A 25,238-nucleotide genomic window follows, 5' to 3' on the forward strand; every position below is an offset into this window, starting at 1 on the left:
GCGTCGACGGGCTCGGGCGATCGGCGCGCGGGTCGGACCAGGGCCTGCCTGCCGGACACACGCCCTGCCGGACACACGCCCTGCCGGACACGCCCTGGCGGGCCCGGCCCGCCAGGGCTCAGCCGGTCAGCCCCGCCCCGAATCCGCCGTACGTCCGCGGCTGCCCCAGGCTGCCCGGCCCGAACGTCCGTGACCCTGTGGTCGTGATGCCGGTCGCCGAACCCGGCAGGGCGCTGAGCGCGCCGACGCCCTCGTCCTCGAAGCCGGCCGTCACCGTGAAGTCGGCGTGGCCGTCGTCGTTGACGTCGGAGAGGACGGTGTCGGAGCCGAAGTAGTCCGTGGGCTCGCCCGTGCCGGGGACGCCGGCCGTGTTCTGGGTGAAGGTGCGGGCGCCCGTGCGGGACACCCCGGTGGACGCGCCGTTCATGACGATCGTCGCACCCGCGTCCTCGGTCGTGCCGAGGTCCTCGAAGACGACGCCGATGGCGAGTTCGCCGTACCCGTCGCCGTTGACGTCGGCGATGGAGACAGAGCTGCCGAAGCCGTCGTTCGCCTCGTCGGCGCCCGGAACTCCCGCGGAGTCCTGGGTGAGGTCGGCCATGGGTGCGTCACCGTTGACCGGGCCGCCCTGCGAGCCTCGGATGACGACGACCCTGCCGCCGAGGCTGCCGCTGTGGTCGTTCTCCGCCGTGAAGACGTTGCCGAGGGCTATCTCGTCGTACCCGTCGCCGTCGATGTCGCCCAGGGCGATCGACGTGCCGCCGTGGAGGATGCGGGGGACGGTCGTGTCGGGGCCCGAGGGCGAGCCCAGGTACGCCACACCCTTGGACCAGCTGCCGGACGGGTCCGTCGTGCGGTCGGTGCGGTAGGTGAGGACGAGGTCGGCGCGGCCGTCACCGTCGGTGTCGCCCGAGTCCATGGCGTCGATGGCGTATGCCTGTTCCGGGACGTCGATGCGCTGTGCCGCGCCCGTCGTGCCGTCGGTGCCGAAGCCGCCCTTGATGACGTACGCGTGCGCCTCTCCCGTGCCGACCGCCAGGTCCGTCCTGCCGTCGCCGTCGAAGTCGCCGGCGGTCAGGAGCTTGCCCCACTCGCCGTGTGCGGCGGGCGCGGGGTCGGCGACCTCGGTGCCGTTCGCGAGGCCGCCGGCCGAGCCCCACAGGATCGTGACGGAGCCCTCGCCGCCGTCCTCGCCGGCCGCGCCGACCGCGAGGTCGGTGTAGCCGTCGCCGTTGAGGTCCGCCACTGCGAGCGCGGAGCCGAAGGAGTCTTCTGTCTCCACGGTGCCGGGGACGCCGGGAGAGTCCTGGTTCACAACTGTGCGGCGGGCCGGGTCGATGCCGTTCGCGCCGCCGTACAGGACGGCGGCGTAGCCGGCGAAGCCCTTGTCGCCGAGCTTCACATAGGGGGCGGCCAGGGCGACATCGCCGTAGCCGTCGCCGTTGAAGTCCGCTTTGTACGGGCGGTTTCCGGGCGCGGCCGACGCCGGCGCGGTCACGAAGGTGAGCAGGCCGCCGGTGAGCGCGGCGGCCGTGGCCGTCGCGAGCGTCAGTCTTGCCGTGCGGGGGTTCGGCTTGGGCATTCGGCTTCTCCTGTGGGGGAGTTGATCGATCCGGTGATCAGGAGACCGATCGGCGCCCGGCATGGTTGTACGCCCCGAGCCCTCGCCCGCCGGGACTACTTCACCAAGAACTCCGGGACTACTTCACCAAGAACTCCGGGACTACTTCACCAAGAACTCCGAGCTGGAGAACGTGACCGACGGCTTCGCTGTCACCAGGCCCTTCTTCGTTCCCGGATACACCGCCACCGTGTCCTCGGTCTCGCCGATGTACGTCCGTACCACCAGGTCGGCGCGGCCGTCGTCGTTGAAGTCGGCGGTCGTCACGACGCGGGTGGTGCCACGTGCGGGCGGCTGGACGGTCACCATGCCCGTGGTCGTGAGTCCGGCCGTGCGGCCGTGGAAGACGCGCAACTGGGAGCCGCTGGAGAGGAGTTCGCTCAAGCCGTCGCCGTCGAAGTCGGCCGCGTCGAGCTTGGAGCCGGGGGACTGAAGGGTCCCGCGTGCGGCCGTTGCCGTGACGTCGTAGCGCAGGGACGTTTCGCCCATCGTGCCGACCGCCGCGTCGAGCGTCGCCCTGCCCTTGCCGAAGGCGCCGAGGGCCACGTCGATGCCTGCGGGGAGGGTGGCTCCCGTGCGGGTGGGGCCGGCCGGACCGCCGAGGACGATCGCCGAGGTGCCCCGGCCCTCCGCCGTACGGACCACCAGGTCGTCGTATCCGTCGTCGTCGACGTCGGCCGCCGGGCCCGTGGGGACGTTGCCGGGGGCCTGGATCGGGGCGCCGGCCTTGCGCGGGCTGCCCTTGCGGGTGAACGGGCCGCGCAGGAAGCTCAGCCGGCCGCCGGACGCGTGCACGACCAGGTCCTGCGCGCCGTCCCCGTCGAAGTCGCCGCACACCGGCTGGTCGGGCCAGTCGTTGCCGAAGCGGGCACCGTCCGGGATCGCGAGCTTGACCGCCTGGCCGGCGAGGCCCTTCGGGGAGCCGAACAGGAGCTGGAGCGGCACCGGCGGCGGGCCCTGCCCGTCAAAGGGCGGGTCGGTGGACACGACCAGGTCGGTGAAGCCGTCGCCGTCCAGGTCGCAGGTCGTCTCCGCGTCGAAGACGGCCGGACGCTGCCCCTTGGTCGGGGCCGCCTGCCGCCCGGGGCTGAGCAACTGCCGGGCGCCCGGGGCAAGTCCGCGCTCACCGCCGTAGACGATGCCGATGCCCGCGTCGTCCGCGTGCGCCTGCGCCTTGACCAGGTCGTTGAGGACCAGGTCGCGACGGCCGTCGCCGTTGAAGTCGTCGGGGGTCTTGCTGCCCTTGCCCTGCGGGACCGGAAGAAGGGCGGGGGCGTCGGCCACCTGGACGGGTGTGTGCCGGGCCGGCTCCGCGTCGTCGTGCGAGGTGGGTCCGCAGGCGGCGATCGCGAGGGCGAGTGCGCCGAGGGTGCCGGTCAGGGCCGCCGTACACTTCCCGCTTCTTCGCGCGCGCACCGCTCACCTCGTCGACATCAGGGGAAACAACTGGGTAATGATGCACGCGTTCGAGGGGTGGCGACAGCCCTGTGCCGGGGTGCGCGGGCCATCGGCCGAGGCGTAACCGCCCAATTGGTTTCAATCGATACCGTATCGATTGAATGGACAGCGGTAATCTGGCCACATGACCGCCGACGTTCCGCACGCAACCACCGCCCCGCGGGCGACCGACCGCCCCGGTGACACCTCACCCTTCGCGCTCGGCCTGCTGCTGCGCCGGGCGCACTGGCGGGCGCACACGGCGATGACGGAGGCGCTCCGGCCGCTCGGCATCGAGCTGCGTCACTTCTCCGTACTGATCGTGCTCGTCAACCGCGGGCCCACGATGCAGCGTGATCTCGCCGCGGCGACGGGGACCGACAAGGCGGGGATCATGCGGGTCGTGGACGACCTGGAGCGCAAGGGGCTGGCCGTGCGCAAGGCCGTGCCGGGCGACCGGCGGGTGCGGCAGGTGGAGATCACGCCCCGGGGCGTCGAGCTGTTCGACGCGGCACACGCGGCGGCCGAGCAGCCGGCCGAGGGCCTGGCCGCCGTGCTGGGACCCGGTGAGACCGAGCGACTGAGCGCGCTGCTGACCCGGTTCGCCCACCCCGAGGGCTGACGACGAATTCCGAGAAGACGTACGCCGTGTGAGACCTGAAGGCGAGGTCCCGCACGGCGTACGCGTGCGTCGAGTCACGCGGCGAGCCGCTCCGCCAGCTCCTTCGCCTTGCGGGCCGCCTCCTCGAATGCGCGCCGGCGGGAGGTCTCGTAGAGCGGGATCAGCTCGGCCATGGCCGGGTTGCGGGGAGCCATCGTCAGCTCCGGCACGATGAAGTCGAGGTCCATGCCGAGAGTGCGCCCGAGGACGGCCTCCAGATAGTTCCGGACGAACTCGAAGCCCTCGCGAGGGGTGCCCGGCGCGTAGGACCCGCCGCGGCTGGCGATGACGGTGACCGGCGTGCCCTGCACGGAGGAGCTCTCGCCGCTGGTGCGGCCGGGCAGGAGGACGTTGTCCAGCCAGGCCTTCAGGGTCGAGGGCACCGAGAAGTTGTGCATGGGGGCGCCGATCAGGACCGCGTCCGCCCGCTCCAGCTCCTCGATGAGCCGCACCCGCTCGCCGAACGCGGCCGCCTGCTCCGGGGTGCGCTCGTCCGGAGGGGTCTGACCGGCCGACCAGCCCGCGGCGGTGATGTGCGGGACCGGGGCCGCGGCCAGGTCCCGGTGGATCACCCTGCCCTGCGGGTGCTGCTCCCGCCAGGCATCGAGGAAGGCGGCGGCGACCGCACGGGACGAGGACGCTTCGCCGGGGAGCACGGACGAATCGATGTGCAACAGCGTGACCATCGGTTTTCTCCAGGAGGTCGGCGCCCAACGGCCGGGCCGAGGGCGTGACTTGTTATCAACCATAGTTTAACTCGCGATGGTATCGATTGATACCATCGCGGATGCAACGATGATAGCCATGCTGAGCAAACGGAGGCGGAAGACCTTGGACGTCTACGAAGCGGTCCGGACCCGGCGGGCCGTACGCGGGTTCACCGACCGGCAGGTCCCTACGGAGGTGCTGGAGCGCGTCCTGGCCACGGCGGCCTGGGCCCCGTCCGCGTCCAACCTCCAGCCGTGGCACGCCTATGTGCTGACCGGTGAACCGCTGGCCGGGCTCAAGAAGCGGGCCTGCGCCCGCCTGGCCGCGGGCGAGCCCTGGGACGAGCCGGAGTACGAGCAGTACCCGGCCGACCTGAAGTCCCCCTACCGCGAACGCCGGGCCGCCTTCGGCGAGCAGCGCTACGGCGCGCTCGGCATCCCGCGCGAGGACATCGAGGCGCGGCAGCGGGCCGCCTCCGCGAACTGGGACTGCTTCGGCGCGAGCGCCGCCCTGTTCTGCTACATCGACCGCGACCTGGGGCCGGCCCAGTGGTCCGACCTCGGGATGTACCTCCAGACCGTGATGCTGCTGCTTCGCGCGGAGGGGCTGCACAGCTGCACGCAGATGGCGTGGGCGAAGTACCACAGGAGCGTCGCGGAGGTCCTGGTGCCGCCGGACGACCTCGTCCTGTTCTGCGGCATGTCGATCGGCTTCGAGGACGACACGGTCCACCACGCCCGCACAGGCCGGGCGCCGCTCGAGGAGACGGTCACGTTCGTCACCGCCCACTGACGTGCTGATGTAACGGCTGCTACATTCCAAAAGGTGACTGCGATGGAGTACGGCGGCGGGGGCGACGACGCGCGTGACGGAACGCGCTGGATCGTCCTCGTCGTCAGGGTCCCGGCCGAGCCCTCCCGGCACCGGGTGGCCGTCTGGCGCGAGCTGCGCAAGACCGGCGCGCTCTCCCTCGGGCAGGGGGTGTGGGCCGTACCGGACGTGCCGCTGTTCGCCGACGGGATCGGCCGGGTGCTGGAGCTGACCGAGCGCGCCGGCGGCGAGGCCGTCTCGCTCGTGGCCACCGGGCGGGGCAGTCAGGACGGGCGGCGGCTGCGTGCCATGTTCACGGCCGCCCGCTCCGCCGACTGGGCCGAGTTCATAGCCGACTGCGGCAAGTTCGAGGCGGAGCTGGCGAAGGCCTGCGGCGGGGCCGCTGTCGGAAACAGTCGCATCGCCAAGTTCACGCTCGCCGAGCTCGAGGAAGAGGAACAGTCGCTGGAGCGGCTGCGCCGCTGGCACCGGGACCTGACCGCGCGGGACGTCTTCGGCGCCCCCGAGGCCGCCGAGGCCGGCGAGCGGCTCAAGGCATGCGTGGCCGCCTGCGAGGACTACGCCGAGCGGGTCTTCACCGCACTGCACCAGGTGCCGGAGCAGCGGATGCCGGAAGAGGGCAGGCGGGAGCCCGGGGAGGAGTCCGGCCGATGACCACGACCCGGCCCCGCGAGGCGGCCCCGCGTGGCGGCCCCGGCCGCGGCAGCCTCGCCGACCGGATCGGCGCCCGCCCGGTGCTGCTCGGCGGACTGATCGCCTTCGCCCTCGCCACCCTCACCCACGGCTACGCCGCCCTCGCCCTGCTCATCGCCGTCGGCCCCGTCCTCGCCCTCCTCAAAAGCGCCCGGAACACCGCCGAGAACACCGCGTAAAAGATCTTCTGAATTTCTTCGGCAGTCCCGGTCATTGGATCTTCCAGATAATCACCGTTGACGCGTATTCCCCCGAATGCCAGATGTCCGGCCCAGTGTTGTGCTCGTTAGGTGAATGTGACGTGGCGGGAAAAACATGCGGCTGAGGACAGTTCTATGAGCCCGTTCCGGGCAGCTGATCGGACCACTGCGGAAAGCATCACCGGGTGCTCTGATCTGCTCGAGGACTTCCTCAGAGCGATCAGCCGGATGGAGAGTGAATATCTCCGTGCGGCTCTGGAGGGGGAGAAGATCTAGAAATGAGGTCCGACTATGACGCGGTAGAGCAGCAGCCTCATTACGCTCAGCGGCTCGACATGCAGAACCTCTGGCAGGCCCCTGAACAGGGGATCTCCCCGTCGGGTGGCTGGGATCTGGACGCGGAGCTGGCTCACATGCTGAGCACGACGCAGGGCCTGGATCTCGCCGATCTCGCGCCCCCTCCGCCGCCGCCCCCGCGGAGCGACGACAGGCCCCCGCCCCGCCCGGTCCATCGGAAACGACCTCAGACGGGCGCCCGGGTCTTCGGCGGAAATCCGAAGATCGTGAGCGTCTCCGTTCTGGTCACGTTAATCACCTTGTGTGCGGTGACGATGCTCACATGGTCCATCTCGTATTCGTACGATCAGCTTCGCGACATCGCGCTTCTCGTCGTTTCGGAGAAGCTGGCGCAATGGTGGCCGCTGACGGTGTACGGACCCTGGCTGCTGGCCGGCCTGTCCATCCTGCGGGCCTCCGTCCAGCGCCGTACCGCCCGGCGGTCCTGGGCCGTCATGCTGATCTCCTCCGGCACCGCGGTCGCCCTGTGCATCGGCCAGTCGGCGGACTCCCTGCTCGCGATGGTGATCGTCGGAATTCCCCCGATCACCGCCCTGGTCTGCTTTCGCGAGCTTGTCGGCCAGTTTTCGACGCGCCCCGGCCCGAAGCACGCCGCCGACACGATGAACAACCCCAAGCAGCCCAAGTCGTAGACCGCCGCCCGGGGTTCCGGGACCCGGGTCCGGTCAGGACCGGTACGGCTGCTGAGGCTGTCCGTACGGCTGCTGACCCCCGGGGCCCCCGGCGGCGGCCTGCGCCTGGAGCTGCTCGGCCTGTTCCTGGGGCACCTTGTGCTCCGCACCGCAGAAGGTGCACTGCGTCGCGTACTTGGTCGAGACCGGGAACAGTGGCACGAAGAACAGCGTGAACTTGGTGACGCGCTTGCGCAGCGTGTGCGCCGCGGGGTTGCCGCACTGACCGCACACCAGCGTGAGTATCGCGAGCTGGTAGAGGTAACCCTTGGTGCCGAAGATGATCACGCGGTGATCCTTTCCGATCAGTTCCTGCCTCAAGCCTGCCTCACGACGACGCCCCCTGTCCCGTGTCGGGGGCAGGGGGCAGGGGGCGTCGGACGCAGGGCCGTGACGGCTACTTCACCGGCTCGGGCTCCGGCTCGTTCTCCGTCTGCGCGGTGTCCTCGGGGTCCACCGGCGTCCTGACCGACTCCAGCAGCAGCTGGGCGACGTCGACGACCTGGATCGACTCCTTGGCCTTGCCATCGTTCTTCTTGCCGTTGACCGAGTCGGTCAGCATGACGAGGCAGAACGGGCAGGCGGTGGAGACGATGTCCGGGTTCGTGGAGAGGGCCTCGTCGACGCGCTCGTTGTTGATGCGCTTGCCGATCCGCTCCTCCATCCACATCCGCGCACCACCGGCGCCGCAGCAGAAGCCGCGCTCCTTGTGGCGGTGCATCTCCTCGTTACGGAGGCCCGGGACGCTGGCGATGATCTCGCGCGGCGGCGTGTAGATCTTGTTGTGCCGGCCCAGGTAGCACGGGTCGTGGTAGGTGATGATGCCCTCGACCGGGGTCACCGGGACCAGCTTGCCCTCGTCCACCAGGTGCTGGAGCAGCTGGGTGTGGTGGATGACCTCGTAGTCGCCGCCGATCTGCGGGTACTCGTTGCCGATCGTGTTGAGGCAGTGCGGGCAGGTGGCGACGATCTTCTTCGCCGTGCGCGGCTTCTTCGACTCGGGCGTGACGTTGCCCTCGTCGTCCATCTCCTCGCCGAACGCCATGTTCAGTGCCATGACGTTCTCCATGCCGAGCTCCTGGAAGAGGGGCTCGTTGCCGAGGCGGCGGGCGGAGTCACCGGTGCACTTCTCGTCGCCGCCCATGATCGCGAACTTCACGCCCGCGATGTGCAGCAGCTCGGCGAAGGCCTTGGTGGTCTTCTTGGCCCGGTCCTCAAGGGCGCCGGCGCAGCCCACCCAGTACAGGTACTCGACCTCGGTGAGGTCCTCGATGTCCTGGCCGACGACCGGGACCTCGAACTCGACCTCCTTGAGCCACTCCAGGCGCTGCTTCTTGGCCAGGCCCCAGGGGTTGCCCTTCTTCTCCAGGTTCTTGAGCATCGTGCCCGCCTCGGACGGGAACGCGCTCTCGATCATCACCTGGTAGCGGCGCATGTCGACGATGTGGTCGATGTGCTCGATGTCCACCGGGCACTGCTCGACACAGGCGCCGCAGGTGGTGCAGGACCACAGGACGTCCGGGTCGATGACGCCGTTCTCCTCGGCGGTGCCGATCAGCGGACGCTCGGCCTCCGCGAGGGCGGCCGCCGGGACGTCCTTGAGCTGCTCCTCGGAGGCCTTCTCGTCGCCCTCCATGGTCTTGCCGCCGCCGGCCAGCAGGTACGGCGCCTTGGCGTGCGCGTGGTCGCGCAGCGACATGATCAGCAGCTTGGGGGAGAGGGGCTTGCCCGTGTTCCAGGCGGGGCACTGCGACTGGCAGCGGCCGCACTCGGTGCAGGTGGAGAAGTCCAGCAGGCCCTTCCAGGAGAACTGCTCGACCTGGGAGACGCCGAAGACGTCGTCGTCACCGGGGTCGGTGAAGTCGATCGGCTTGCCGCCGGAGGTCATCGGCAGCAGGGCGCCGAGGGCGGTGGAGCCGTCCGCGTTGCGCTTGAACCAGATGTTCGGGAAGCCCAGGAAGCGGTGCCAGGCCACACCCATGTCGGTCTTCAGCGAGACCACGATCATCCAGATGAACGAGGCCGCGATCTTCAGGGCGGCGAAGAAGTACGTGAGGTGCTGGAGCGTGGAGACGTCCATGCCCTCCAGCCAGTGCACCACCGGGTACGAGATGAAGAACGAGGCCTCGTAGCCGTCCACGTGGTGCTGCGCGCCTTCCAGCGCGTGCAGCATGAAGATGCAGACACCGACGATGAGGATGATCGTCTCGACGAAGTAGGCCTGGCCGGTGTTCGAGCCCGCGAAGCGGGACTTGCGGCCCGCCCGTCCCGGCCGGGACAGCTGCCGGATGACGACCAGCGTCGCGATGCCGACCACCGTCATGGTGCCGATGAACTCGACGTAGATGTTGTACGGCGCCCAGTCGCCGATGATCGGCAGGATCCAGTCGGCCTTGAAGAGCTGGCCGAAGGCGTTGACGATCGTCAGCAGCAGTGTGTAGAAGCCGATCGCGACGAACCAGTGCGCGATGCCGACGATGCCCCAGCGGTTCATCCTGGTGTGCCCCAGGAACTCCTTCACCAGGGTGACGGTGCGCTGGTACGGGTCGTTGGTCCGCAATCCCGCGGGCACGGGCTGGCCGAGCCGCATGAAGTTGAAGATCTGGAGGAGGGCGCGGCCGAACAGTGCCGCGCCGACCACGATCAGGACCAGCGACACGATGATCGCGGCGAGTTGCATTTCGGGGCTCCTCGGGCCTGCGAGGCGACATTACTAAGCGGTAACTTATGCAGTCCTCTGAGACTACCCGCATCCTCGGTCGCACTGTAGCCAGGCGCGGGGTGATCTGAATCGCTGAGGCTTGCCTTAAGTGCGCATCGGGGTTCACTTCCGAACGAATCGTGTTACTCATCCCGAAATGGTATATACGCCACTAATCTAGGCCCGTGCTTTACGGGATCGCCGCCGCCACCACCGCCCTCGTCGTGACCGCCCTCCTCGCGATGCTGCTCCGCCTGCCCGCCCTGCGCTTCGGCATCGTCGACCGCCGGCGGCAGCGGCCGCTGCCCCTGCTGGGCGGGGTCGCCGTCGCGCTCGTGACCTGCCTGGTCGCCGCCGCCGGCGAGTGGACCCGGTTCGCTCCGCTGGGCTCCGAGATCGGACGCCTGCTGATCGCCGCCGGCGCCGTGGCCTGCCTCGGGCTGGTCGCCGACGTGCGGCGGGTCAAGGCGCGCTTCCTCGTCGGCGGCACGGCCGTCGCGGCCGCCTGCGTGGTGCCGTACGGCGACACGGGCATCCTGCTCGGGCTGGTGGCCGTCGGCTGGATCGTCCTCGTCGCCGTCGGCTTCAAGGCGCTGGACCACGCGGACGCCCTGGTCGGCACCGTCGGGGTGCTCACCGCCTTCGGCGTCGGCATCTGCGCGGCGGCCGAGGTGATGGACGAACTGGCCGTGCTGCTCAGCGTGCTGGCCGCCGCCCTGACCGGGTTCCTCATGCACAACTGGCACCCCGCGCGGATCGGCCTCGGGGCCACCGGCTCCCTGTTCGTCGGGTTCGTGCTCGCGTCGTCGGCCGTGATGACACGCGCCGGCCACGATCCGGTGTCGAGCGCGGGCGTGCTCTACTCGCTCACCGCCCTGGCCACCGCCGACGTCGTACTGGTGGCGCTGTCGCGCAGGCTGGCCGGACGCCCGCTGCTGCGGCGCGGACCCGACCATCTGGCCCACCGGCTGCGCCGCGTCGGGCTCACTCCGCAGGGCGTGACCGTACTGCTGGGTGTCGCGGCCTTCTGCGGGGTACTCGTCGGCGTCCTCGTGCACATGGGATGGATGGCGCGCTCAGGGGCGTTCTGGGTGGGGGCGGTCGCGCTGGTCGCCGTGTTCGCGCTGCTGCACATCAAGACCTACGGGCCTCGGCGTCAACCGAGGGTTCCGGTGCAGGACTCCGCGAGAGCCTCCGACCGTGTGGCGTCCTCGCAGGTCGGAGCCCCGTTGCGTGTAAGAAACGGATAAGAGTTGAGCGGGGTCGACTCAGCTCTGTTGACCCATATCGAGCCGTCGTGCACACTTGAGTCCGTTCCACTCAAGTCAGCTGGAGGAATCAACCATGGCACGTGCGGTCGGCATCGACCTGGGCACGACTAACTCCGTCGTCAGCGTTCTGGAGGGCGGCGAGCCCACCGTCATCACCAACGCCGAGGGTGCCAGGACCACGCCGTCCGTCGTCGCCTTCGCGAAGAACGGCGAAGTGCTGGTCGGCGAGGTCGCCAAGCGTCAGGCGGTCACCAACGTGGACCGCACCATCCGGTCCGTGAAGCGCCACATGGGCACCGACTGGAAGACGGAGCTGGACGGGAAGCCGTTCAACCCGCAGCAGATGTCCGCCTTCATCCTGCAGAAGCTGAAGCGGGACGCCGAGTCGTACCTGGGCGAGAAGGTGACCGACGCGGTCATCACCGTCCCGGCGTACTTCAACGACTCCGAGCGCCAGGCGACGAAGGAGGCCGGCGAGATCGCGGGCCTGAACGTCCTGCGCATCGTCAACGAGCCCACCGCGGCCGCGCTCGCGTACGGCCTCGACAAGGACGACCAGACGATCCTCGTCTTCGACCTCGGTGGCGGCACCTTCGACGTGTCCCTCCTGGAGATCGGCGACGGCGTCGTCGAGGTGAAGGCCACCAACGGTGACAACCACCTCGGTGGTGACGACTGGGACCAGCGCGTCGTCGACTACCTGGTCAAGCAGTTCCAGGCCGGTCACGGCGTGGACCTCAGCAAGGACAAGATGGCCCTCCAGCGCCTCCGCGAGGCCGCCGAGAAGGCCAAGATCGAGCTGTCCTCGTCCACCGAGACCTCGATCAACCTGCCCTACATCACCGCCTCCGCCGAGGGCCCCCTGCACCTCGACGAGAAGCTCACCCGCGCGCAGTTCCAGCAGCTGACCGCGGACCTCCTGGAGCGCTGCAAGACCCCGTTCTTCAACGTCATGAAGGACGCCGGTGTCTCCATCAACGAGATCGACCACGTCGTCCTCGTCGGTGGCTCCACCCGTATGCCCGCCGTCGCCGAGCTCGTGCGCGAGCTGACCGGCGGCAAGGACGCCAACAAGGGCGTCAACCCGGACGAGGTCGTCGCCATCGGCGCGGCCCTCCAGGCCGGTGTCCTCAAGGGTGAGGTCAAGGACGTCCTGCTCCTCGACGTCACCCCGCTGTCCCTCGGCATCGAGACCAAGGGCGGCATCATGACCAAGCTCATCGAGCGGAACACGACGATCCCGACCAAGCGGTCCGAGATCTTCACCACCGCCGAGGACAACCAGCCCTCCGTGCAGATCCAGGTCTACCAGGGCGAGCGCGAGATCGCGGCGTACAACAAGAAGCTCGGGATGTTCGAGCTGACCGGTCTGCCGCCGGCCCCGCGCGGTGTCCCGCAGATCGAGGTCGCCTTCGACATCGACGCCAACGGCATCATGCACGTGACCGCGAAGGACCTCGGCACGGGCAAGGAGCAGAAGATGACCGTCACCGGTGGCTCCTCGCTGCCGAAGGACGAGGTCAACCGGATGCGCGAAGAGGCCGAGAAGTACGCGGAGGAGGACCACGCCCGCCGCGAGGCGGCCGAGTCCCGCAACCAGGGCGAGCAGCTCGTCTACCAGACGGAGAAGTTCCTCAAGGACAACGAGGACAAGGTCCCCGGCGAGGTCAAGACGGAGGTCGAGGCCGCCGTCGAGGAGCTGAAGACCGCGCTCAAGGGCGAGGACACCGCCGAGATCCGCACCGCCACCGAGAAGGTCGCCGCGGTCTCCCAGAAGGTGGGCCAGGCCATGTACGCCGACGCCCAGGCCGGTCAGGCCGCGGGCGGTCCCGAGGGTGCCGCCGGCGCCAAGGCCGACGACGACGTCGTGGACGCCGAGATCGTCGACGACGAGCGCAAGGACGGTGTCGCGTAATGACGGAGGAGACCCCGGGCTTCGAGGAGAAGCCCGACGTCCCCTCCGGCGCGACCCCTGACGACGCCGAGCCGAAGGCCGCCCCTCAGGAAGGGGCGGCCCCGGCCGGGGACGGAGCAGCAGACGCCGGTCTGGTGGCCCAGCTGGACCAGGTCCGTACGGCGCTCGGCGAGCGCACGATGGACCTCCAGCGGCTCCAGGCCGAGTACCAGAACTACCGCCGCCGCGTGGAGCGCGACCGGATCACGGTCAAGGAGATCGCCGTCGCGAGCCTCCTGACCGAGCTCCTGCCCGTGCTCGACGACATCGGCCGCGCACGGGAACACGGCGAGCTCGTCGGCGGGTTCAAGTCCGTCGCGGAGTCGCTGGAGACCGTCGCGGCCAAGATGGGCCTCCAGCAGTTCGGCAAGGAGGGCGAGCCCTTCGACCCGACGATCCACGAGGCGCTGATGCACTCCTACGCGCCGGACGTCACCGAGACGACCTGCGTCGCGATCCTCCAGCCGGGGTATCGCATCGGCGAGCGCACCATCCGCCCCGCGCGGGTGGCCGTCGCCGAGCCCCAGCCGGGCGCGCAGACCGTCAAGGACGAGTCTGCCGCCGAGGCGGCCGACGACAAGGAGAGCGGTGGCCCGGACGAGGGCTGACGTTTCAGACACGATGGGGAAGGAGGGACGTCGGGGATGAGCACCAAGGACTTCATCGAGAAGGACTACTACAAGGTCCTCGGCGTCCCCAAGGACGCCACCGAGGCCGAGATCAAGAAGGCGTACCGGAAGCTCGCCCGCGAGTTCCACCCGGACGCCAACAAGGGCAACGCCAAGGCGGAGGAGCGTTTCAAGGAGATCTCCGAGGCGAACGACATCCTCGGCGACCCCAAGAAGCGCAAGGAGTACGACGAGGCACGCGCCCTCTTCGGCAACGGCGGCTTCCGTCCGGGGCCGGGCGGCGCGGGCGGCGGTTCCTTCAACTTCGACCTGGGCGACCTCTTCGGAGGCAATGCGCAGGGCGGGAGCCAGCAAGGAGCCGGCGGCTTCGGCGGCGGACTCGGTGACGTCTTCGGGGGCCTGTTCAACCGCGGCGGTGCGGGCACCACCCGTACTCAGCCCCGGCGCGGCCAGGACATCGACACCGAGGTCAGCCTCAGCTTCACCGAGGCGATCGAGGGTGCGACGGTCCCGCTGCGGATGTCCTCGCAGTCGCCGTGCAAGGCGTGCGCGGGCACCGGCGACAAGAACGGCACGCCCAGGGTGTGCCCGACCTGCGTCGGCACCGGCCAGGTGGCCCGGGGTTCGGGCGGCGGCTTCTCGCTGACCGACCCCTGCCCGGACTGCAAGGGGCGCGGCCTGATCGCCGAGCACCCGTGCATGGAGTGCAAGGGCAGCGGCCGGGCGAAGTCGTCGAGGACCATGCAGGTCCGCATCCCCGCCGGGGTGTCGGACGGTCAGCGCATCCGGCTGCGCGGCAAGGGCGCGCCGGGCGAGCGTGGCGGCCCGGCCGGCGATCTGTACGTCACCGTGCACGTCGACGCCCACCCGGTGTTCGGCCGCAAGGAGGACAACCTCACGGTGACCGTCCCCGTGACGTTCACGGAGGCGGCCCTCGGCGGCGAGGTCAGGGTTCCCACCCTGGGCGGACCGCCGGTCACCCTGAAGCTGCCGCCCGGCACGCCCAACGGCCGCACCATGCGGGCGCGGGGCAAGGGCGCGGTCCGCAAGGACGGCACCCGCGGAGACCTGCTGGTCACCGTCGAGGTGAGTGTCCCGAAGGACCTTTCGGGGAAGGCTCGTGACGCGCTTGAGGCGTATCGCGAGGCCACCGCGGGCGAGGACCCGCGGGCGGAGCTGTTCCAGGCCGCGAAGGGAGCATGACGGAGATGGACGGTCGTCGACGCGGTGACAATTTTCGCGGGCCTTACGAACTGACCGAGGAAACCCCGGTCTACGTCATCTCGGTGGCGGCCCAGCTCTCCGGCCTGCACCCGCAGACACTGCGCCAGTACGACCGTCTGGGCCTGGTGTCCCCGGACCGCACGGCCGGCCGCGGCCGCCGCTACTCGGCCCGCGACATCGAACTGCTCCGCCAGGTGCAGGCGTTGTCGCAGGACGAGGGCATCAACCTGGCCGGCATCAAGCGCATCATCGAACTGGAGAACCAGGTCGCCGCGCTCCAGTCCCGGGTGGCGGAACTCCAGTCCGCCCTGGAGGGCGCGGCGGCGGCGATGCAGCAGCGCGAGGCGGCGGTACACGCGTCGTACCGCCGCGACCTGGTCCCGTACCAGGAGGTGCAGCAGACCAGCGCGTTGGTGGTCTGGCGCCCGAAGAAGCCGAAGGACTAGACGGCCGCGCACGGAAAAGGGGCCCGGAGAATTCTCCGGGCCCCTTTCCTGTGCGGTCGGTGGCCGACCGTCAGCGGCCGACGAAGAACTCCAGCGAGGTGCTCTGTGTGCCCTGGCGGCCGTACGCGTCCACGGCGTACACCTCGGCGATGCAGGGGCCGTTGTAGGGGGCAGTCCAGGAGAGGGACCCCGTGGTGGAGAACCGGGTGCCGCTGCTGCCGCAGGCGCCCGAGATCTCCCAGGAGTAGCCCTTCAGGACGCGTGCCTCGTCGCCCGCGCCGGGGGCAGCCGTGACCTGGATCGGACTGCGCGCCGGTATGCCCGCGGTGACGAGGGTCAGCTTCGGCGCGGCCGGTCCGCTCGCGGTGGCCGGTGTCAGGCGGTCGACCGTGGTCTCCGCGGAGGGCGCGGAGTCGGCGTCCTGGGCGTCGGCGGAGGCCACGTAGTAGTACGCCTTGCCCTTCGGGGCGGAGGTGTCGGCGTACGACGTGCCGGACGTGGTGCTCAGGAGGCTCCAGGCGCCGGTGGGGGTGGTGCGGCGGTAGACGCGGTAGCCGGTGACCCCGGCGTCCTCGGCCGCGGTCCACGCCACCTTCGTGGAGGCGTCGGCGGCTGTGCCGGTGAGACCCGTGGGGGCGGCGACGGCCGATGCCACGGGGCGGGTGACGACCGCGGAGTCGGAGACCGGGGCGGTGTTCCCGGCGGCGTCGACGGCCACCACCTCGTAGTTGTAGGCGAGGCCCGCGGGTGCCACGGAGTCCGTCCAGGACGTGCCGAGGACGATCTGCGGGCCGTCCATGTCCGACTGGCCGCCCTCCGCGCCCCACACCAGGTAGTGGTGCACGTCCTTCGACGTCGAGGCCTTCCATGTGAGGGCGTTGCCCGCCGTCGTCCCCAGCGCCGACACGGTCTCGACCCGCACCGGGGCCGTCCGGTCGACCGTGGCCACGGCCTGGTCGGTCGTACCCGACGAGGAGTTGCCCGCCTTGTCGTAGGCGCGGACCTCGTAGTAGTACGTGTCGCCGGTCAGCGGGAGGGTGGCGTCGGTGTACGTGGTGGAGGTGGTCGTCGCGAGGGGCGCGCTGCCGAAGGAGGCGCCCTTGAGGCGGCGGTACACGCGGTAGCCCGCGAGGTCCATCTCCGGGCTCTTCGACCAGGTCAGCTTTGCCTTGCCGGTGGTCGTGTCGTACGTGACCTTCGCACCTGTGGGGGCGAGCGGCTTGACCTTGTCGACGGTCGCCGTGGTCCTCGGGGTGTAGCCGAACTTGACGCGGGCGCTGCCTGTCCAGTTCACGTAGTCGATGCGCAGGGTGTGCTTGCCCGCGGGGACGGTCACGTTGACGGTCTTCGAGACGGTCGTGGAGGTGTTCTTCCACAGGTCGACCTTGCGGGAGCCGTCGAGGTAGACGCGGATGCCGTCCAGAGCGGAGGCGGAGAGGGCGAAGGGGCCGCCGGAGCCGAAGTCGCGGGTCAGGGTCCAGCGGACGGCGAAGTTGTCCTTCGGGAGGCCCGTGGCGGGGGCGTTCGTGCCCCAGTTCTGGTCGATCGCGGTGTCGCAGTCGGTCTTCTTCGGCGTACCGGAGAAGGCCGTGTTCGCGAAGAACTGCCGCTTGAAGACCGGTGAGTTGCAGGTCACGGCGGCGGAGGCGGGCGTGGCCAGGGTGGTGAGCAGGCCGCCTGCGGTGGCGAGCACGAGGGCGGTCGCGGTGGCCGCGGTCGTGCGTCTGGCTGGGGTCATGGGGTCCTCTGGAATCTGAGACTGGACGGCGCGGTGGTGCTACCAGGTCTCCTCTGGGGGAGCCACCGGTTCCGTCACGGTGACGTACGAGAAGTCCTCACCGCTGAGGGGGAGGGAGTTGCCGGCGGAGTCCTCGGCGACCACGGCCCAGCGGACCTCCGTGCCCGTGGGGTTGAAGACCTCGTGGGAGTAGTACAGCGGCTCGTCGCGCCAGGTCTGGTGGACTTCCTCCCACTCCTCGTACTCCCACGCACCGTCGACGAGCTGGCCGCGGTAGACGCGATAGCTGTCGACGTCCTCCTCGGAGCTGGGCTGCCACCGCAACTCGATGTCATAGCCGTCCATGGCGCCGCTGAGCCCACTGACGGCCGCCGGGGCCAGACCGGTCGCCGGGGCGGTACCCGTCGCCGGCGCCGACGCGGTGGACTCCTGGCCCAGGGTGTCCACGGCGGTCACGGTGTAGGCGTACGAGGTGCTGTGCCGCACATCGTTGTCGGTGTACGAGGTCTGCCCGGCCCGGAGTTCCTCGACGAACCGGCCGTTGCGGTAGATCCGGAACCTCGACAGGTCCTCGGTGACGGGCGTGGTGGCGGGCTTCCAGGTCAGCGCGACGCCGCCGCTCGTCGTTGTGGCCGTCACACCGATCGGCGCTGAGGGCGCCCAGTCGCCCCGTGCGACATACACGCCCGGCGATTTCGCGGACGCGTTGCCGACGGCGTCGACGGCCGTGACCCAGTACGAGTACTCCAGGTTCTCCCTGGCCGTGGTGTCGAGCCAGGAGGTGGCCGTCACCGTCGCGACCCGCACGACAGGATCCTCGCCGTCCCACTCCCAGCGCCGGTGCACCAGGTACTTCGTCGCCCCCGGAACCGCGTTCCAGGACACCTTGATTCCCGGCTGGGCGGAGGTCGCGGCGACGCCGGAGGGGGTCGCCGGCGCGGTGCGGTCGGGGGTGCTGACGGGCCGGTCGGCGGTGCCGGTCGATTCGTTGCCGGCCCTGTCCACCGCCCGGATCTCGTAGTAGTACGTCTGTCCGGTCGGGGGCGGGGTGTCGGTGTACGAGGTCGCCGTGGTGGTCGTCAGCTTCTTCCAGGTGCTGGTGTCCTTCAGGCGGCGGTACACGCGGTAGCCCGCGAGGTCCATCTCCGGGCTCTTCGACCAGGTCAGCTTTGCCTTGCCGGTGGTCGTGTCGTACGTGACCTTCGCGCCCGTGGGGGCGAGCGGCTTGATCTTGTCGACCGTTGCCGAAGTCCTGGGGGTGTAGGTGAGCTTGACGTTCGCGGCTCCGGTCCAGTTCACATAGTCGATCCGCAGCGTGTGCTCACCCGCCGGGACGGTGAGGTCGACCGTCTTCTTCGCGGTCGTCGACACGTTCTTCCACAGGTCGACCTTGCGGCTGCCGTCGAGGTAGACGCGGATGCCGTCCTGGGTGGAGGCGGCGAAGGTGAACGGGCCGCCCGAGCCGAAGTCGCGGGTCACGGTCCAGCGGACGGTGAAGTTGTCCTTCGGGAGGCCGGAAGCGGGGGCGTTCGTGCCCCAGTTCTGGTCGATCGCGGTGTCGCAGTCCGTCCGCTTCGGTGTGCCCGAAAAGGACGTGTTCGCGAAGAACTGCCGCTTGAAGACCGGCGATGCGCAGGATACGGCGGCGGATGCGGGGGCCGTCGAGAGCAGGGTGCCCGCGGTGGCGAGCACGACCGTCGCCGCGGCCGCGGCGGTCGTGCGTCTGGCTGGGTTCATTCGATCCTCTGGTCGAGTGCGGGACGGCGGTGGGCGCCGTCCTCATCTGGACCCGCGAGGAATGGGGTTGGTTGTACGGATCTTGGTCGCGCGCCGGATCAAGGTTTGGTGACGGGGTTGTAAGGGGTGTTTGGAGGCGTTCCGCTCCGTCTTCACATGATCAGCGGAGCGTGGTGTTGCGCACTCGTTAAGTGATTCCGCTTGACGCTGGGGGCCGTCGGCGCGTTGGCTTTTCAGTCATCTGGGCGCGTTGGCGCGCCCGTGTCCCGATGGCACCAGAAGTGAGCTTCTCTATGCGTCCCTTGCGCCCCCTGCGCCGCACCGCCACCGCCGTGGCCGCCGCGTCCACGATGACCCTCTCGCTGGCCGCGTGCGGGGCGCTGGGCGTCACCGGGGACAGCAGTGAGGCGAGTCCGACCAAGGGCAACGACGTGACCGTCGGGCTGCTGCTGCCGGAGACGGCGAACACGCGCTACGACAAGTTCGACTACCCCATCATCAAGAACAAGGTCGAGGAGCTGACCGACAAGCAGGGCAAGGTCGTCTACCGCAACGCCGACGCGGAGGCCTCGAAGCAGGCGGAGCAGCTCCAGCAGATGATCGACGACCAGGTGGACGTGATCCTGCTGGACGCCGTCGACTCGCACGCCATCGCCGGCGGTGTGAAGAAGGCCAAGGACGCCGGGATCCCCGTCATCGCCTACGACCGCCTGGCCGAGGGACCGATCGACGCGTACGTCTCCTTCGACAACGAACTCGTCGGCGAGGTCCAGGGCCGCACGCTCCTGGAGGCGATGAACCCGGTCGACTCCTCCGACAAGATCGTCATGATGAACGGCTCGCCCACCGACCCGAACGCCAAGCAGTTCAAGGCGGGCGCCATGTCCGAGCTCAAGGGCGCGGTGGACATAGCCAAGTCCTTCGACACCAAGGACTGGAAGCCGGAGAACGCCCAGGCCAACATGGCCGAGGCGATCAAGGCCGTCGGCGTCAACAACATCAAGGGCGTCTACTCCGCCAACGACGGCATGGCCGGCGGCATCATCAAGGCGCTCCAGGCGGCCGGCGCCGCCGAGCTGCCGCCGATCACCGGGCAGGACGCCGAACTGGACGCCGTGCAGCGCATCGTGGGCGGCGAGCAGTTCATGAGCGTGTACAAGTCGTACCCGCAGGAGGCCGAGAGCGCCGCCGAGATGGCCGTGGCGAAGGTCCAGGGCCACGACATCCAGTTCGACTCGCTCACCCAGGACCAGGTCGACAGCCCGACCGACAAGGACATCCCGGCGCTGCTGGTCCCCGTGGTCGCCCTGACCGAGAAGAACATCAAGGAGACCGTCGTCGCCGACGGGATCTACACGGTGGGCGACATCTGCACCACCAAGTACAAGGCGGACTGCAACTCGCTCGGGCTGAAGTAACGCCAGTAGCACCTTCACCGCGTCAAGTGCCGCCGGGGCCGGGCCCCGGCGGCACTTGGCCGTTCGCGCACCGTCCGCCGGCCGGGCCGTACCGGTCGCCCGCGCGTTGACGTCGTATGCGATTTCTTGTTCGCGAACTCCCCCGGGGACGCCCCGCCCTTCCACGTGCCCGCCAAGGGCCGGAAATGCACCATCAGCTTGTTGCAAGTCGACGTGCGGAGGCCCGTTGATAACGGGGCGAACCGGTATCTTACGGCGGCCGTCCCGGTAGGAGCCGTGTTGCGGAGCAAGGCCGGTCCGCGCATAGTTGCGCTGCGGAAGCGCGAGCGAACCGCGGGGCCGACACGGCCGAGCACGATGGGTCCGTCGACCAGGCCCCGCCCGGCCGGTGTGTCCCGGCAGGGGTGTCGACACCGCGCTCCGGAGGCGAGCGAGCCGGCGACAGAGGCAGGAACCGGGGGTGGATGGGCGATGGCCGGGCACGGGGCGCAGGAGCATCCACACGGTGCCGACCGGCTGTGCGAGGCCGGGGACCGGGTGTACTCCCGGGCCGTACGACGCGGCCGTGTGCCGCGCCACGACGCGGATCCGGTGCCCTGCCTGCTGGAGTTGGCGCTGCTGCACCCGGACCCCGACGACATGGACTGGCTGGTGCCGACCTCCCCGCAGGAGGTCATGACGCGGCTGCTGCGCGGGGTCTACGACGAGGTCAGCGCGAGCCAGCGGCGGATGGGCTCGGCGGTCGCGGCCTTCGAGTGGTACTCCGCGCTCGGCCCCCAGCCGTCACCCGCGTCCGGCACCGACACCGCCGTACCGGCCTCGGCGATCCGGGTCCTGGAGGGCGACTCGCGCATCCAGGGCGCGTTGGACGAGGCGACGCAGGCGTGCACGACCGAGGTGCTGACCGTGCAGCCCGGTGGCATCCGGCCCGAGCACGAGCTGACGGAGGGCCTGCACCGGGCGATGGCGCTGCGCGGGCGGGGCGTGCGGATGCGCGACCTGTACACGCATGTCGCCCGGCACGGCCAGGGCCTGCTCAACTACCTGGAGCTGATGGGCGATTCGGTGGAGGCCCGCACGCTGGACGAGGTGATCGACCGGCTGATCCTCTTCGACCGCACGGTGGCCTTCATCCCGGCGAACGCCGACCGCACGCTCGCCCTGGAGCTGCGGCATCCCGGGCTCGTGCACTACCTGGTGACGGTCTTCGAGCGGCTGTGGCGCCTGGCGATCCCGCTGACCGCACCGCTCCCCGACACCGGCATCGAGGGCATCTCGCACCGCGAGCAGTCCATCGCCGCGCTGCTCGCGGAGGGGCACCAGGACGCGGTCATCGCGGAACGCCTCGGGATAAGCGTGCGCACGTGCCGCGCCCACATCGCCCGCCTCTCGGAGACACTGGGGGCGGCCAGCCGTACCCAACTCGGGGTGCGGATAGCGCAGGTGGGGCTGGACCGCTCCCGCGTGTCCTCGTCGGAGGCCGCCGTGATCAGGGTTGCCGGGGTGCCCGGGATTCCTGGAGGGCACGGGGTTCCTGGTCAAGAATCCCCGACCGGCCGATGAGATAGCCGAGTTGGGCCCGGCTCTCACTGCCCAGCGTCGCCGCGAGCTTGGCTATGTGGACGCGGGCGGTACGGACGTTCATCCCCAGGCGGTCGGCTATGGAGGCGTCGGTGTACCCCTCGACCAGCAGGCTCGCGATCGCCCGCTGGCGCGGGCTGACCCCGTTCAGGGTCGGCGGCTGGACGGCCTCGGGGTACATCGGCGTCGCCAGCCGCCACAGCCGGTCGAACGTGGTGGCCAGGTAGTGCAGCAGCGAGGGGTGGCGGACCTCCAGCGCGAGCGTGCCGGCCTTGTCGGCGGGGATGAAGGCCACCGTGCCGTCGATGAGCAGCAGCCGGTCGGTGACCTCGTCGAGGGTGCGGGCCATGACGTCGCCCCGCAGCTCCTCGTAGCGGGCGACCACGGCCGGGGAGTGCCGCTGCGTGTGCTGGTAGAGGGCGCGGATACGGCCGCCGCGGTCGAGCAGGGCCTGGTCGCGCTCCAGAGCGACGGCACGGGCCGCCTGGGCGTGCGGGTCGTTGTAGCGGACGTTGGGCTGGATGCAGAGCAGTTCGCCCGACGCCTGCGCCATGGCCTCGGTGATGGCCTGGTTGATCCGCTCCCTGGGGAGCACATGGACGGCCGGGCTGTCCGTGGCCGCCGTACGCCTGCCGTCGATCTGCATCAGCTCGGCGAACGAATCCGCGAGCAGCTCCTCGCGCCGGCGCTCGCTCGCGATCCGCTCCCCGGACGCGCGCAGCAGCCGGTGCAGGGCCACGGCGGGTGCGACCGGCTCCAGCCGGTCCGGGTCCTCGACCGTGGGCTGGAGCAGTCCGAACTCGGCCAGGCACGGCGCGCCGTCGGCGTCCCGCGTGGGCACGCGTCCCTCACGCAGAGCGCGGGCGTACAGGTCCATGCCGGCCTCGCACAGCTCCTCCACCGCGTGCGTGTGCCCCTGGGTCACAGGTGGCCGTCACCTCCCGACGACTGGTCCGCCTCCAGGATCCCCGACTGCGCGATGAGGTAGCCGAGCTGGGCCCGGCTGCCGCTGCCCAGGGCGGAGGCGAGCTTGGCGATGTGGGCCCGGCAGGTGCGCACGTTCATGCCCAGACGCCGGGCGATCGCCTCGTCGACGTGGCCCTCCACGAGGAGCTTGGCGATGGAGTGCTGGATCTCCGTGATGCCGTCGGGTGCCGTCTCGTACGGCGCGTGCTCGCTCAGCGGTACCGCGCGGCTCCACATGAACTCGAAGACCTTGATCAGGTAGCGGATCAGCCCGGGGTGGCGCAGTTCCAGGGCGACCTGCTGGTCGTCCCGGGTGGGGATGAAGGCGACCGACTCGTCGCAGATGATGAGCCGCTCCACCAGCTCGTCGATGGTGCGGTACTCCACCTTGCCGTTGGAGAGCTGGGCGACGTAGGCGAGCTTGCCCGGGTTGTAGCGCACGGTGTGCTGGTAGAGGGTCCTTATCCGCACACCACGTTCGATCAGCGGCCGGTCCCGCTCCAGGCCCTGGAGCAGGCTCTGCTCGGAGATGCGGTTGCTCGGCTGGACCGTGAGCATCTCGGTCTGGCACTGGGCGGTGGCCAGATTGAGGGCGGCGTTGATCCGCTCGCCGCCCTCCAGCACGGTGATGGAGTGCGTGCTCCCCGTCACCTGGGTACTGAGGTCCATGAAGGGCTGGAGTGCCTCGGCCAGCTCCACCGACAACCGCCTGCGCTCGGTGATCTCCCGCTCGATGGGATTGAGCCGCTGAGCCAGCGCGACCGAGGCGGGAACCGGGATCAGCCAGTTCGCGTCGTCGGGGTCGGGGTACAGCAGGGCGAACTCCATCAAACAGGGGGCCGCCTCCGCCTCCGCGCGTGCGATACGCCCCGTGCGCAGCGCGTTCGCATAGAGACGGCCACCTTGCGCGCACATCTCGGTCATCGCATGGGGATGTGTCGCTTTAGTCGGATTCGCTGCCAAATCTCCACCCCCCAGGGTCCTGAACATGCAGGAACATGATGCACCGATCGTGTGGCCATGAAGTGCCCGAATGAGCCATCGTCTTACTCGACGGGGGAAGAGGGGACCTTCAAGTGAGGACGAAGCCGACTATGCGGAACAGAATGCTTCGCTCGATTCTTGTCGCCGCCTTCTCCACCGTTGTGGCCGTCGGAGTCCTGAGTGGCCTCTCGGAATCGAAGAGCGACAGAGCGGACAGCAGCTGGCCGACCGGGGTCAAGACGGTCACGATCGCCGGAGACAGTTCCTGGCCGACGGTCGCGCAGAAGAGCAGCGGCGGGCAGGAGTAGGCATGACCACCCCACCCGACGACCGCTCCTTCCGCCGCGAAATGGCCACCGCCTACCGCTCCGGCTGGCACTTCATCGACCTTGTCACCGCGATCCCCCACCCCGGTGACTCGTTGATGGTGACGGTGTTCGGAGAGCCGGTGGTCGTGACGCGGGACGAGGACGAGGACGTCAGGGCGTACCGGTGTCTGCGGCGGCCTCGGGGGGCGCCGCAGCCCGTCCGGTGTGCCGTCCGGTATGGAATGATCTTCGTCAACCTCGACCAACGAGACCACCGGCTGGTGGAGCCGGAGGCCCCGGCCCCAAGGACCATCTCAGCCACCCCCCGCAGTGCCTGACGCGATTCCCCCGTCGTAACAGATCGCTCAGGTGCTTCCCCCCGCAGCGGCGTCACCGTGACCTGAACACGGTGACGCCGCTGCAGTTTTACGGGGACATTTCCCCGTATCCGCCCGTTCCGCGGTGGCTGAAACCGGGCGACCGGTATCCGGCCACCCGAGCCGCCATCCGAGCCGTCACTCGCGCCCGCGCCCGCCCCGCCGTCCGGCTCCGGGGCCGGCGCCCCTCGCCCGCTCACCCGCGCCCCATGGCCCGGGTCAGTTCGATCTCGATCACTACCCGGTGGGGATTGGGTGCCGGAGTGCGGCCGTAGCGCACCGCGTACCGTCGCACCGCCTCCGCGACCCGCTCCGGCTCCGCGCTGACCCGCGCCCGCCCCTCCAGCGTGGCCCACCGCCCGCCGTCCACCTGGCAGACCGCGACCGTCGCCCCGTCGGGGCCGGCGGCCAGTACATGGCCCACCTTGGCGCTGGACTTGTTCGTGATCACCCGAGCCAACCCCGCCTCGGGGTCGTATGTCACTCCGACGGGTACCACGTGCGGGGTGCCGTCCGGGCGCAGGGTCGTGAGGGTGCACAGGTGCCTCTCCTGCCAGAAGGTGAGGTACGGCGCGTCCGGCGCGGCGGGATCCTGGGGGTATGCGGCCATGGCCCTGGAACCTAGTCGCCCCAAGCCTCCCCGCACTACCTTGAGTGGAATAGACTCAACTTTGTGTACGCTGACTCAGTCAGTACTGAGCGCCGCTGACATCAGGAGGAGAACG

General features: G+C 69.8%; 23 protein-coding genes. 13 read left to right on the forward strand and 10 right to left on the reverse strand.

Annotated elements, in window-relative coordinates:
• Window positions 1-118: 118 nt before the first annotated feature.
• Together PGH47_RS22880 and PGH47_RS22885 are read right to left on the reverse strand one after the other, a co-directional pair.
• On the reverse strand, window positions 119-1,582 hold the full coding sequence (locus PGH47_RS22880; protein ID WP_271665002.1) for an FG-GAP repeat domain-containing protein: 1,464 nt from the start codon (window positions 1,580-1,582) through the stop codon (window positions 119-121).
• A gap of 141 nt (window positions 1,583-1,723) precedes the next feature.
• Window positions 1,724-3,037: an FG-GAP repeat domain-containing protein gene (locus tag PGH47_RS22885; protein ID WP_271665003.1), complete on the reverse strand. Its 1,314-nt coding sequence runs from the start codon at window positions 3,035-3,037 to the stop codon at window positions 1,724-1,726.
• 166 nt (window positions 3,038-3,203) lie between these two features.
• Here PGH47_RS22885 and PGH47_RS22890 point away from each other — a divergent pair, with 166 nt between their 5' ends.
• A complete protein-coding gene (locus PGH47_RS22890) occupies window positions 3,204-3,680 on the forward strand; it encodes a MarR family winged helix-turn-helix transcriptional regulator (RefSeq protein WP_271665004.1) in 477 nt (158 codons plus the stop codon).
• A 74-nt stretch (window positions 3,681-3,754) separates the two neighbouring features.
• Here PGH47_RS22890 and PGH47_RS22895 read toward each other — a convergent pair whose 3' ends face one another.
• The gene (locus PGH47_RS22895) at window positions 3,755-4,405 is read right to left on the reverse strand and encodes an FMN-dependent NADH-azoreductase (RefSeq protein ID WP_271665005.1); all 651 of its coding nucleotides are present in this window, start codon (window positions 4,403-4,405) and stop codon (window positions 3,755-3,757) included.
• Window positions 4,406-4,550: 145 nt separating this feature from the next.
• Between PGH47_RS22895 and PGH47_RS22900 the strand changes: the two genes are divergently transcribed.
• From PGH47_RS22900 to PGH47_RS22915, 4 genes are all read left to right on the forward strand, one after another.
• Window positions 4,551-5,219, forward strand: a complete 669-nt coding sequence (locus PGH47_RS22900; protein WP_271665006.1) for a nitroreductase — start codon at window positions 4,551-4,553, stop codon at window positions 5,217-5,219.
• Window positions 5,220-5,261: 42 nt separating this feature from the next.
• Window positions 5,262-5,912: a Chromate resistance protein ChrB gene (locus PGH47_RS22905; protein WP_271668127.1), complete on the forward strand. Its 651-nt coding sequence runs from the start codon at window positions 5,262-5,264 to the stop codon at window positions 5,910-5,912.
• On the forward strand, window positions 5,909-6,130 hold the full coding sequence (locus PGH47_RS22910; protein WP_271665007.1) for a hypothetical protein: 222 nt from the start codon (window positions 5,909-5,911) through the stop codon (window positions 6,128-6,130). Before PGH47_RS22905 ends, PGH47_RS22910 begins: the two co-directional genes overlap by 4 nt.
• Before the next feature lie 299 nt (window positions 6,131-6,429).
• Window positions 6,430-7,140: a DUF2637 domain-containing protein gene (locus PGH47_RS22915; protein ID WP_271665008.1), complete on the forward strand. Its 711-nt coding sequence runs from the start codon at window positions 6,430-6,432 to the stop codon at window positions 7,138-7,140.
• 33 nt (window positions 7,141-7,173) lie between these two features.
• Here the strand turns inward: PGH47_RS22915 and PGH47_RS22920 are convergent, their stop codons facing one another.
• Together PGH47_RS22920 and PGH47_RS22925 are read right to left on the reverse strand one after the other, a co-directional pair.
• Window positions 7,174-7,467, reverse strand: a complete 294-nt coding sequence (locus PGH47_RS22920) for a zinc-ribbon domain-containing protein (RefSeq protein ID WP_030956327.1) — start codon at window positions 7,465-7,467, stop codon at window positions 7,174-7,176.
• A 109-nt stretch (window positions 7,468-7,576) separates the two neighbouring features.
• Complete coding sequence (locus PGH47_RS22925) at window positions 7,577-9,859, reverse strand: (Fe-S)-binding protein (protein WP_271665009.1); 2,283 nt, start codon at window positions 9,857-9,859, stop codon at window positions 7,577-7,579.
• Between the two features lie 206 nt (window positions 9,860-10,065).
• Here PGH47_RS22925 and PGH47_RS22930 point away from each other — a divergent pair, with 206 nt between their 5' ends.
• The 5 genes from PGH47_RS22930 to PGH47_RS22950 all read left to right on the forward strand — a co-directional run bounded on the left by PGH47_RS22930 (window position 10,066) and on the right by PGH47_RS22950 (window position 15,404).
• Window positions 10,066-11,130, forward strand: a complete 1,065-nt coding sequence (locus PGH47_RS22930) for an MraY family glycosyltransferase (RefSeq protein ID WP_271665010.1) — start codon at window positions 10,066-10,068, stop codon at window positions 11,128-11,130.
• 94 nt (window positions 11,131-11,224) lie between these two features.
• The gene (gene dnaK, locus PGH47_RS22935) at window positions 11,225-13,066 is read left to right on the forward strand and encodes a molecular chaperone DnaK (protein WP_030956411.1); all 1,842 of its coding nucleotides are present in this window, start codon (window positions 11,225-11,227) and stop codon (window positions 13,064-13,066) included.
• Entirely contained in the window at window positions 13,066-13,713 is a 648-nt protein-coding gene (gene grpE / locus PGH47_RS22940; protein ID WP_271665011.1) for a nucleotide exchange factor GrpE, read from the forward strand. Before dnaK ends, grpE begins: the two co-directional genes overlap by 1 nt.
• Before the next feature lie 36 nt (window positions 13,714-13,749).
• Window positions 13,750-14,937 (forward strand): molecular chaperone DnaJ, encoded by a 1,188-nt coding sequence (gene dnaJ / locus PGH47_RS22945; RefSeq protein WP_271665012.1) that lies wholly within the window; start codon window positions 13,750-13,752, stop codon window positions 14,935-14,937.
• Between the two features lie 5 nt (window positions 14,938-14,942).
• Window positions 14,943-15,404 (forward strand): heat shock protein transcriptional repressor HspR, encoded by a 462-nt coding sequence (locus PGH47_RS22950; RefSeq protein WP_107905303.1) that lies wholly within the window; start codon window positions 14,943-14,945, stop codon window positions 15,402-15,404.
• A gap of 70 nt (window positions 15,405-15,474) precedes the next feature.
• Here PGH47_RS22950 and PGH47_RS22955 read toward each other — a convergent pair whose 3' ends face one another.
• A complete protein-coding gene (locus tag PGH47_RS22955) occupies window positions 15,475-17,142 on the reverse strand; it encodes a fibronectin type III domain-containing protein (RefSeq protein ID WP_271665013.1) in 1,668 nt (555 codons plus the stop codon).
• Between the two features lie 39 nt (window positions 17,143-17,181).
• A complete protein-coding gene (locus tag PGH47_RS22960; protein WP_271665014.1) occupies window positions 17,182-18,879 on the reverse strand; it encodes a PA14 domain-containing protein in 1,698 nt (565 codons plus the stop codon).
• Between the two features lie 293 nt (window positions 18,880-19,172).
• Here PGH47_RS22960 and PGH47_RS22965 point away from each other — a divergent pair, with 293 nt between their 5' ends.
• Window positions 19,173-20,297 carry a sugar ABC transporter substrate-binding protein gene (locus PGH47_RS22965; RefSeq protein ID WP_271665015.1) on the forward strand — a complete coding sequence of 375 codons (1,125 nt, stop codon included), beginning with the start codon at window positions 19,173-19,175 and terminating at the stop codon, window positions 20,295-20,297.
• A gap of 471 nt (window positions 20,298-20,768) precedes the next feature.
• Window positions 20,769-21,860 (forward strand): helix-turn-helix transcriptional regulator, encoded by a 1,092-nt coding sequence (locus PGH47_RS22970; RefSeq protein WP_271665016.1) that lies wholly within the window; start codon window positions 20,769-20,771, stop codon window positions 21,858-21,860.
• On the opposite strand, the gene PGH47_RS22975 is transcribed toward PGH47_RS22970, so the two are convergent.
• Window positions 21,787-22,803 (reverse strand): helix-turn-helix transcriptional regulator, encoded by a 1,017-nt coding sequence (locus PGH47_RS22975; RefSeq protein ID WP_271665017.1) that lies wholly within the window; start codon window positions 22,801-22,803, stop codon window positions 21,787-21,789. The genes PGH47_RS22970 and PGH47_RS22975 overlap by 74 nt on opposite strands.
• Window positions 22,800-23,768, reverse strand: coding sequence for a helix-turn-helix transcriptional regulator (locus tag PGH47_RS22980; protein WP_271665018.1), 969 nt, complete (start codon window positions 23,766-23,768; stop codon window positions 22,800-22,802). Before PGH47_RS22980 ends, PGH47_RS22975 begins: the two co-directional genes overlap by 4 nt.
• 370 nt (window positions 23,769-24,138) lie before the next feature.
• Between PGH47_RS22980 and PGH47_RS22985 the strand changes: the two genes are divergently transcribed.
• On the forward strand, window positions 24,139-24,474 hold the full coding sequence (locus tag PGH47_RS22985) for a hypothetical protein (protein ID WP_030945423.1): 336 nt from the start codon (window positions 24,139-24,141) through the stop codon (window positions 24,472-24,474).
• A gap of 235 nt (window positions 24,475-24,709) precedes the next feature.
• On the opposite strand, the gene PGH47_RS22990 is transcribed toward PGH47_RS22985, so the two are convergent.
• The gene (locus PGH47_RS22990; RefSeq protein ID WP_126903541.1) at window positions 24,710-25,123 is read right to left on the reverse strand and encodes a pyridoxamine 5'-phosphate oxidase family protein; all 414 of its coding nucleotides are present in this window, start codon (window positions 25,121-25,123) and stop codon (window positions 24,710-24,712) included.
• Between the last annotated feature and the right edge of the window lie 115 nt (window positions 25,124-25,238).

It is taken from the genome of Streptomyces sp. HUAS 31, assembly GCF_028198125.1.
GTDB classification, from domain to species: Bacteria; Actinomycetota; Actinomycetes; order Streptomycetales; family Streptomycetaceae; genus Streptomyces; species Streptomyces chartreusis.

Coding starts and splice junctions, on each gene's coding strand:
- PGH47_RS22880 (WP_271665002.1), bottom strand. CDS start 1,582: ATGCCCAAGCCGAACCCCCGCACGGCAAGACTGACGCTCGCGACGGCC.
- PGH47_RS22890 (WP_271665004.1), top strand. CDS start 3,204: ATGACCGCCGACGTTCCGCACGCAACCACCGCCCCGCGGGCGACCGAC.
- PGH47_RS22895 (WP_271665005.1), bottom strand. CDS start 4,405: ATGGTCACGCTGTTGCACATCGATTCGTCCGTGCTCCCCGGCGAAGCG.
- PGH47_RS22905 (WP_271668127.1), top strand. CDS start 5,262: ATGGAGTACGGCGGCGGGGGCGACGACGCGCGTGACGGAACGCGCTGG.
- PGH47_RS22910 (WP_271665007.1), top strand. CDS start 5,909: ATGACCACGACCCGGCCCCGCGAGGCGGCCCCGCGTGGCGGCCCCGGC.
- PGH47_RS22915 (WP_271665008.1), top strand. CDS start 6,430: ATGAGGTCCGACTATGACGCGGTAGAGCAGCAGCCTCATTACGCTCAG.
- PGH47_RS22925 (WP_271665009.1), bottom strand. CDS start 9,859: ATGCAACTCGCCGCGATCATCGTGTCGCTGGTCCTGATCGTGGTCGGC.
- dnaK (WP_030956411.1), top strand. CDS start 11,225: ATGGCACGTGCGGTCGGCATCGACCTGGGCACGACTAACTCCGTCGTC.
- grpE (WP_271665011.1), top strand. CDS start 13,066: ATGACGGAGGAGACCCCGGGCTTCGAGGAGAAGCCCGACGTCCCCTCC.
- dnaJ (WP_271665012.1), top strand. CDS start 13,750: ATGAGCACCAAGGACTTCATCGAGAAGGACTACTACAAGGTCCTCGGC.
- PGH47_RS22950 (WP_107905303.1), top strand. CDS start 14,943: ATGGACGGTCGTCGACGCGGTGACAATTTTCGCGGGCCTTACGAACTG.
- PGH47_RS22955 (WP_271665013.1), bottom strand. CDS start 17,142: ATGACCCCAGCCAGACGCACGACCGCGGCCACCGCGACCGCCCTCGTG.
- PGH47_RS22960 (WP_271665014.1), bottom strand. CDS start 18,879: ATGAACCCAGCCAGACGCACGACCGCCGCGGCCGCGGCGACGGTCGTG.
- PGH47_RS22965 (WP_271665015.1), top strand. CDS start 19,173: ATGCGTCCCTTGCGCCCCCTGCGCCGCACCGCCACCGCCGTGGCCGCC.
- PGH47_RS22970 (WP_271665016.1), top strand. CDS start 20,769: ATGGCCGGGCACGGGGCGCAGGAGCATCCACACGGTGCCGACCGGCTG.
- PGH47_RS22980 (WP_271665018.1), bottom strand. CDS start 23,768: ATGACCGAGATGTGCGCGCAAGGTGGCCGTCTCTATGCGAACGCGCTG.
- PGH47_RS22985 (WP_030945423.1), top strand. CDS start 24,139: ATGACCACCCCACCCGACGACCGCTCCTTCCGCCGCGAAATGGCCACC.
- PGH47_RS22990 (WP_126903541.1), bottom strand. CDS start 25,123: ATGGCCGCATACCCCCAGGATCCCGCCGCGCCGGACGCGCCGTACCTC.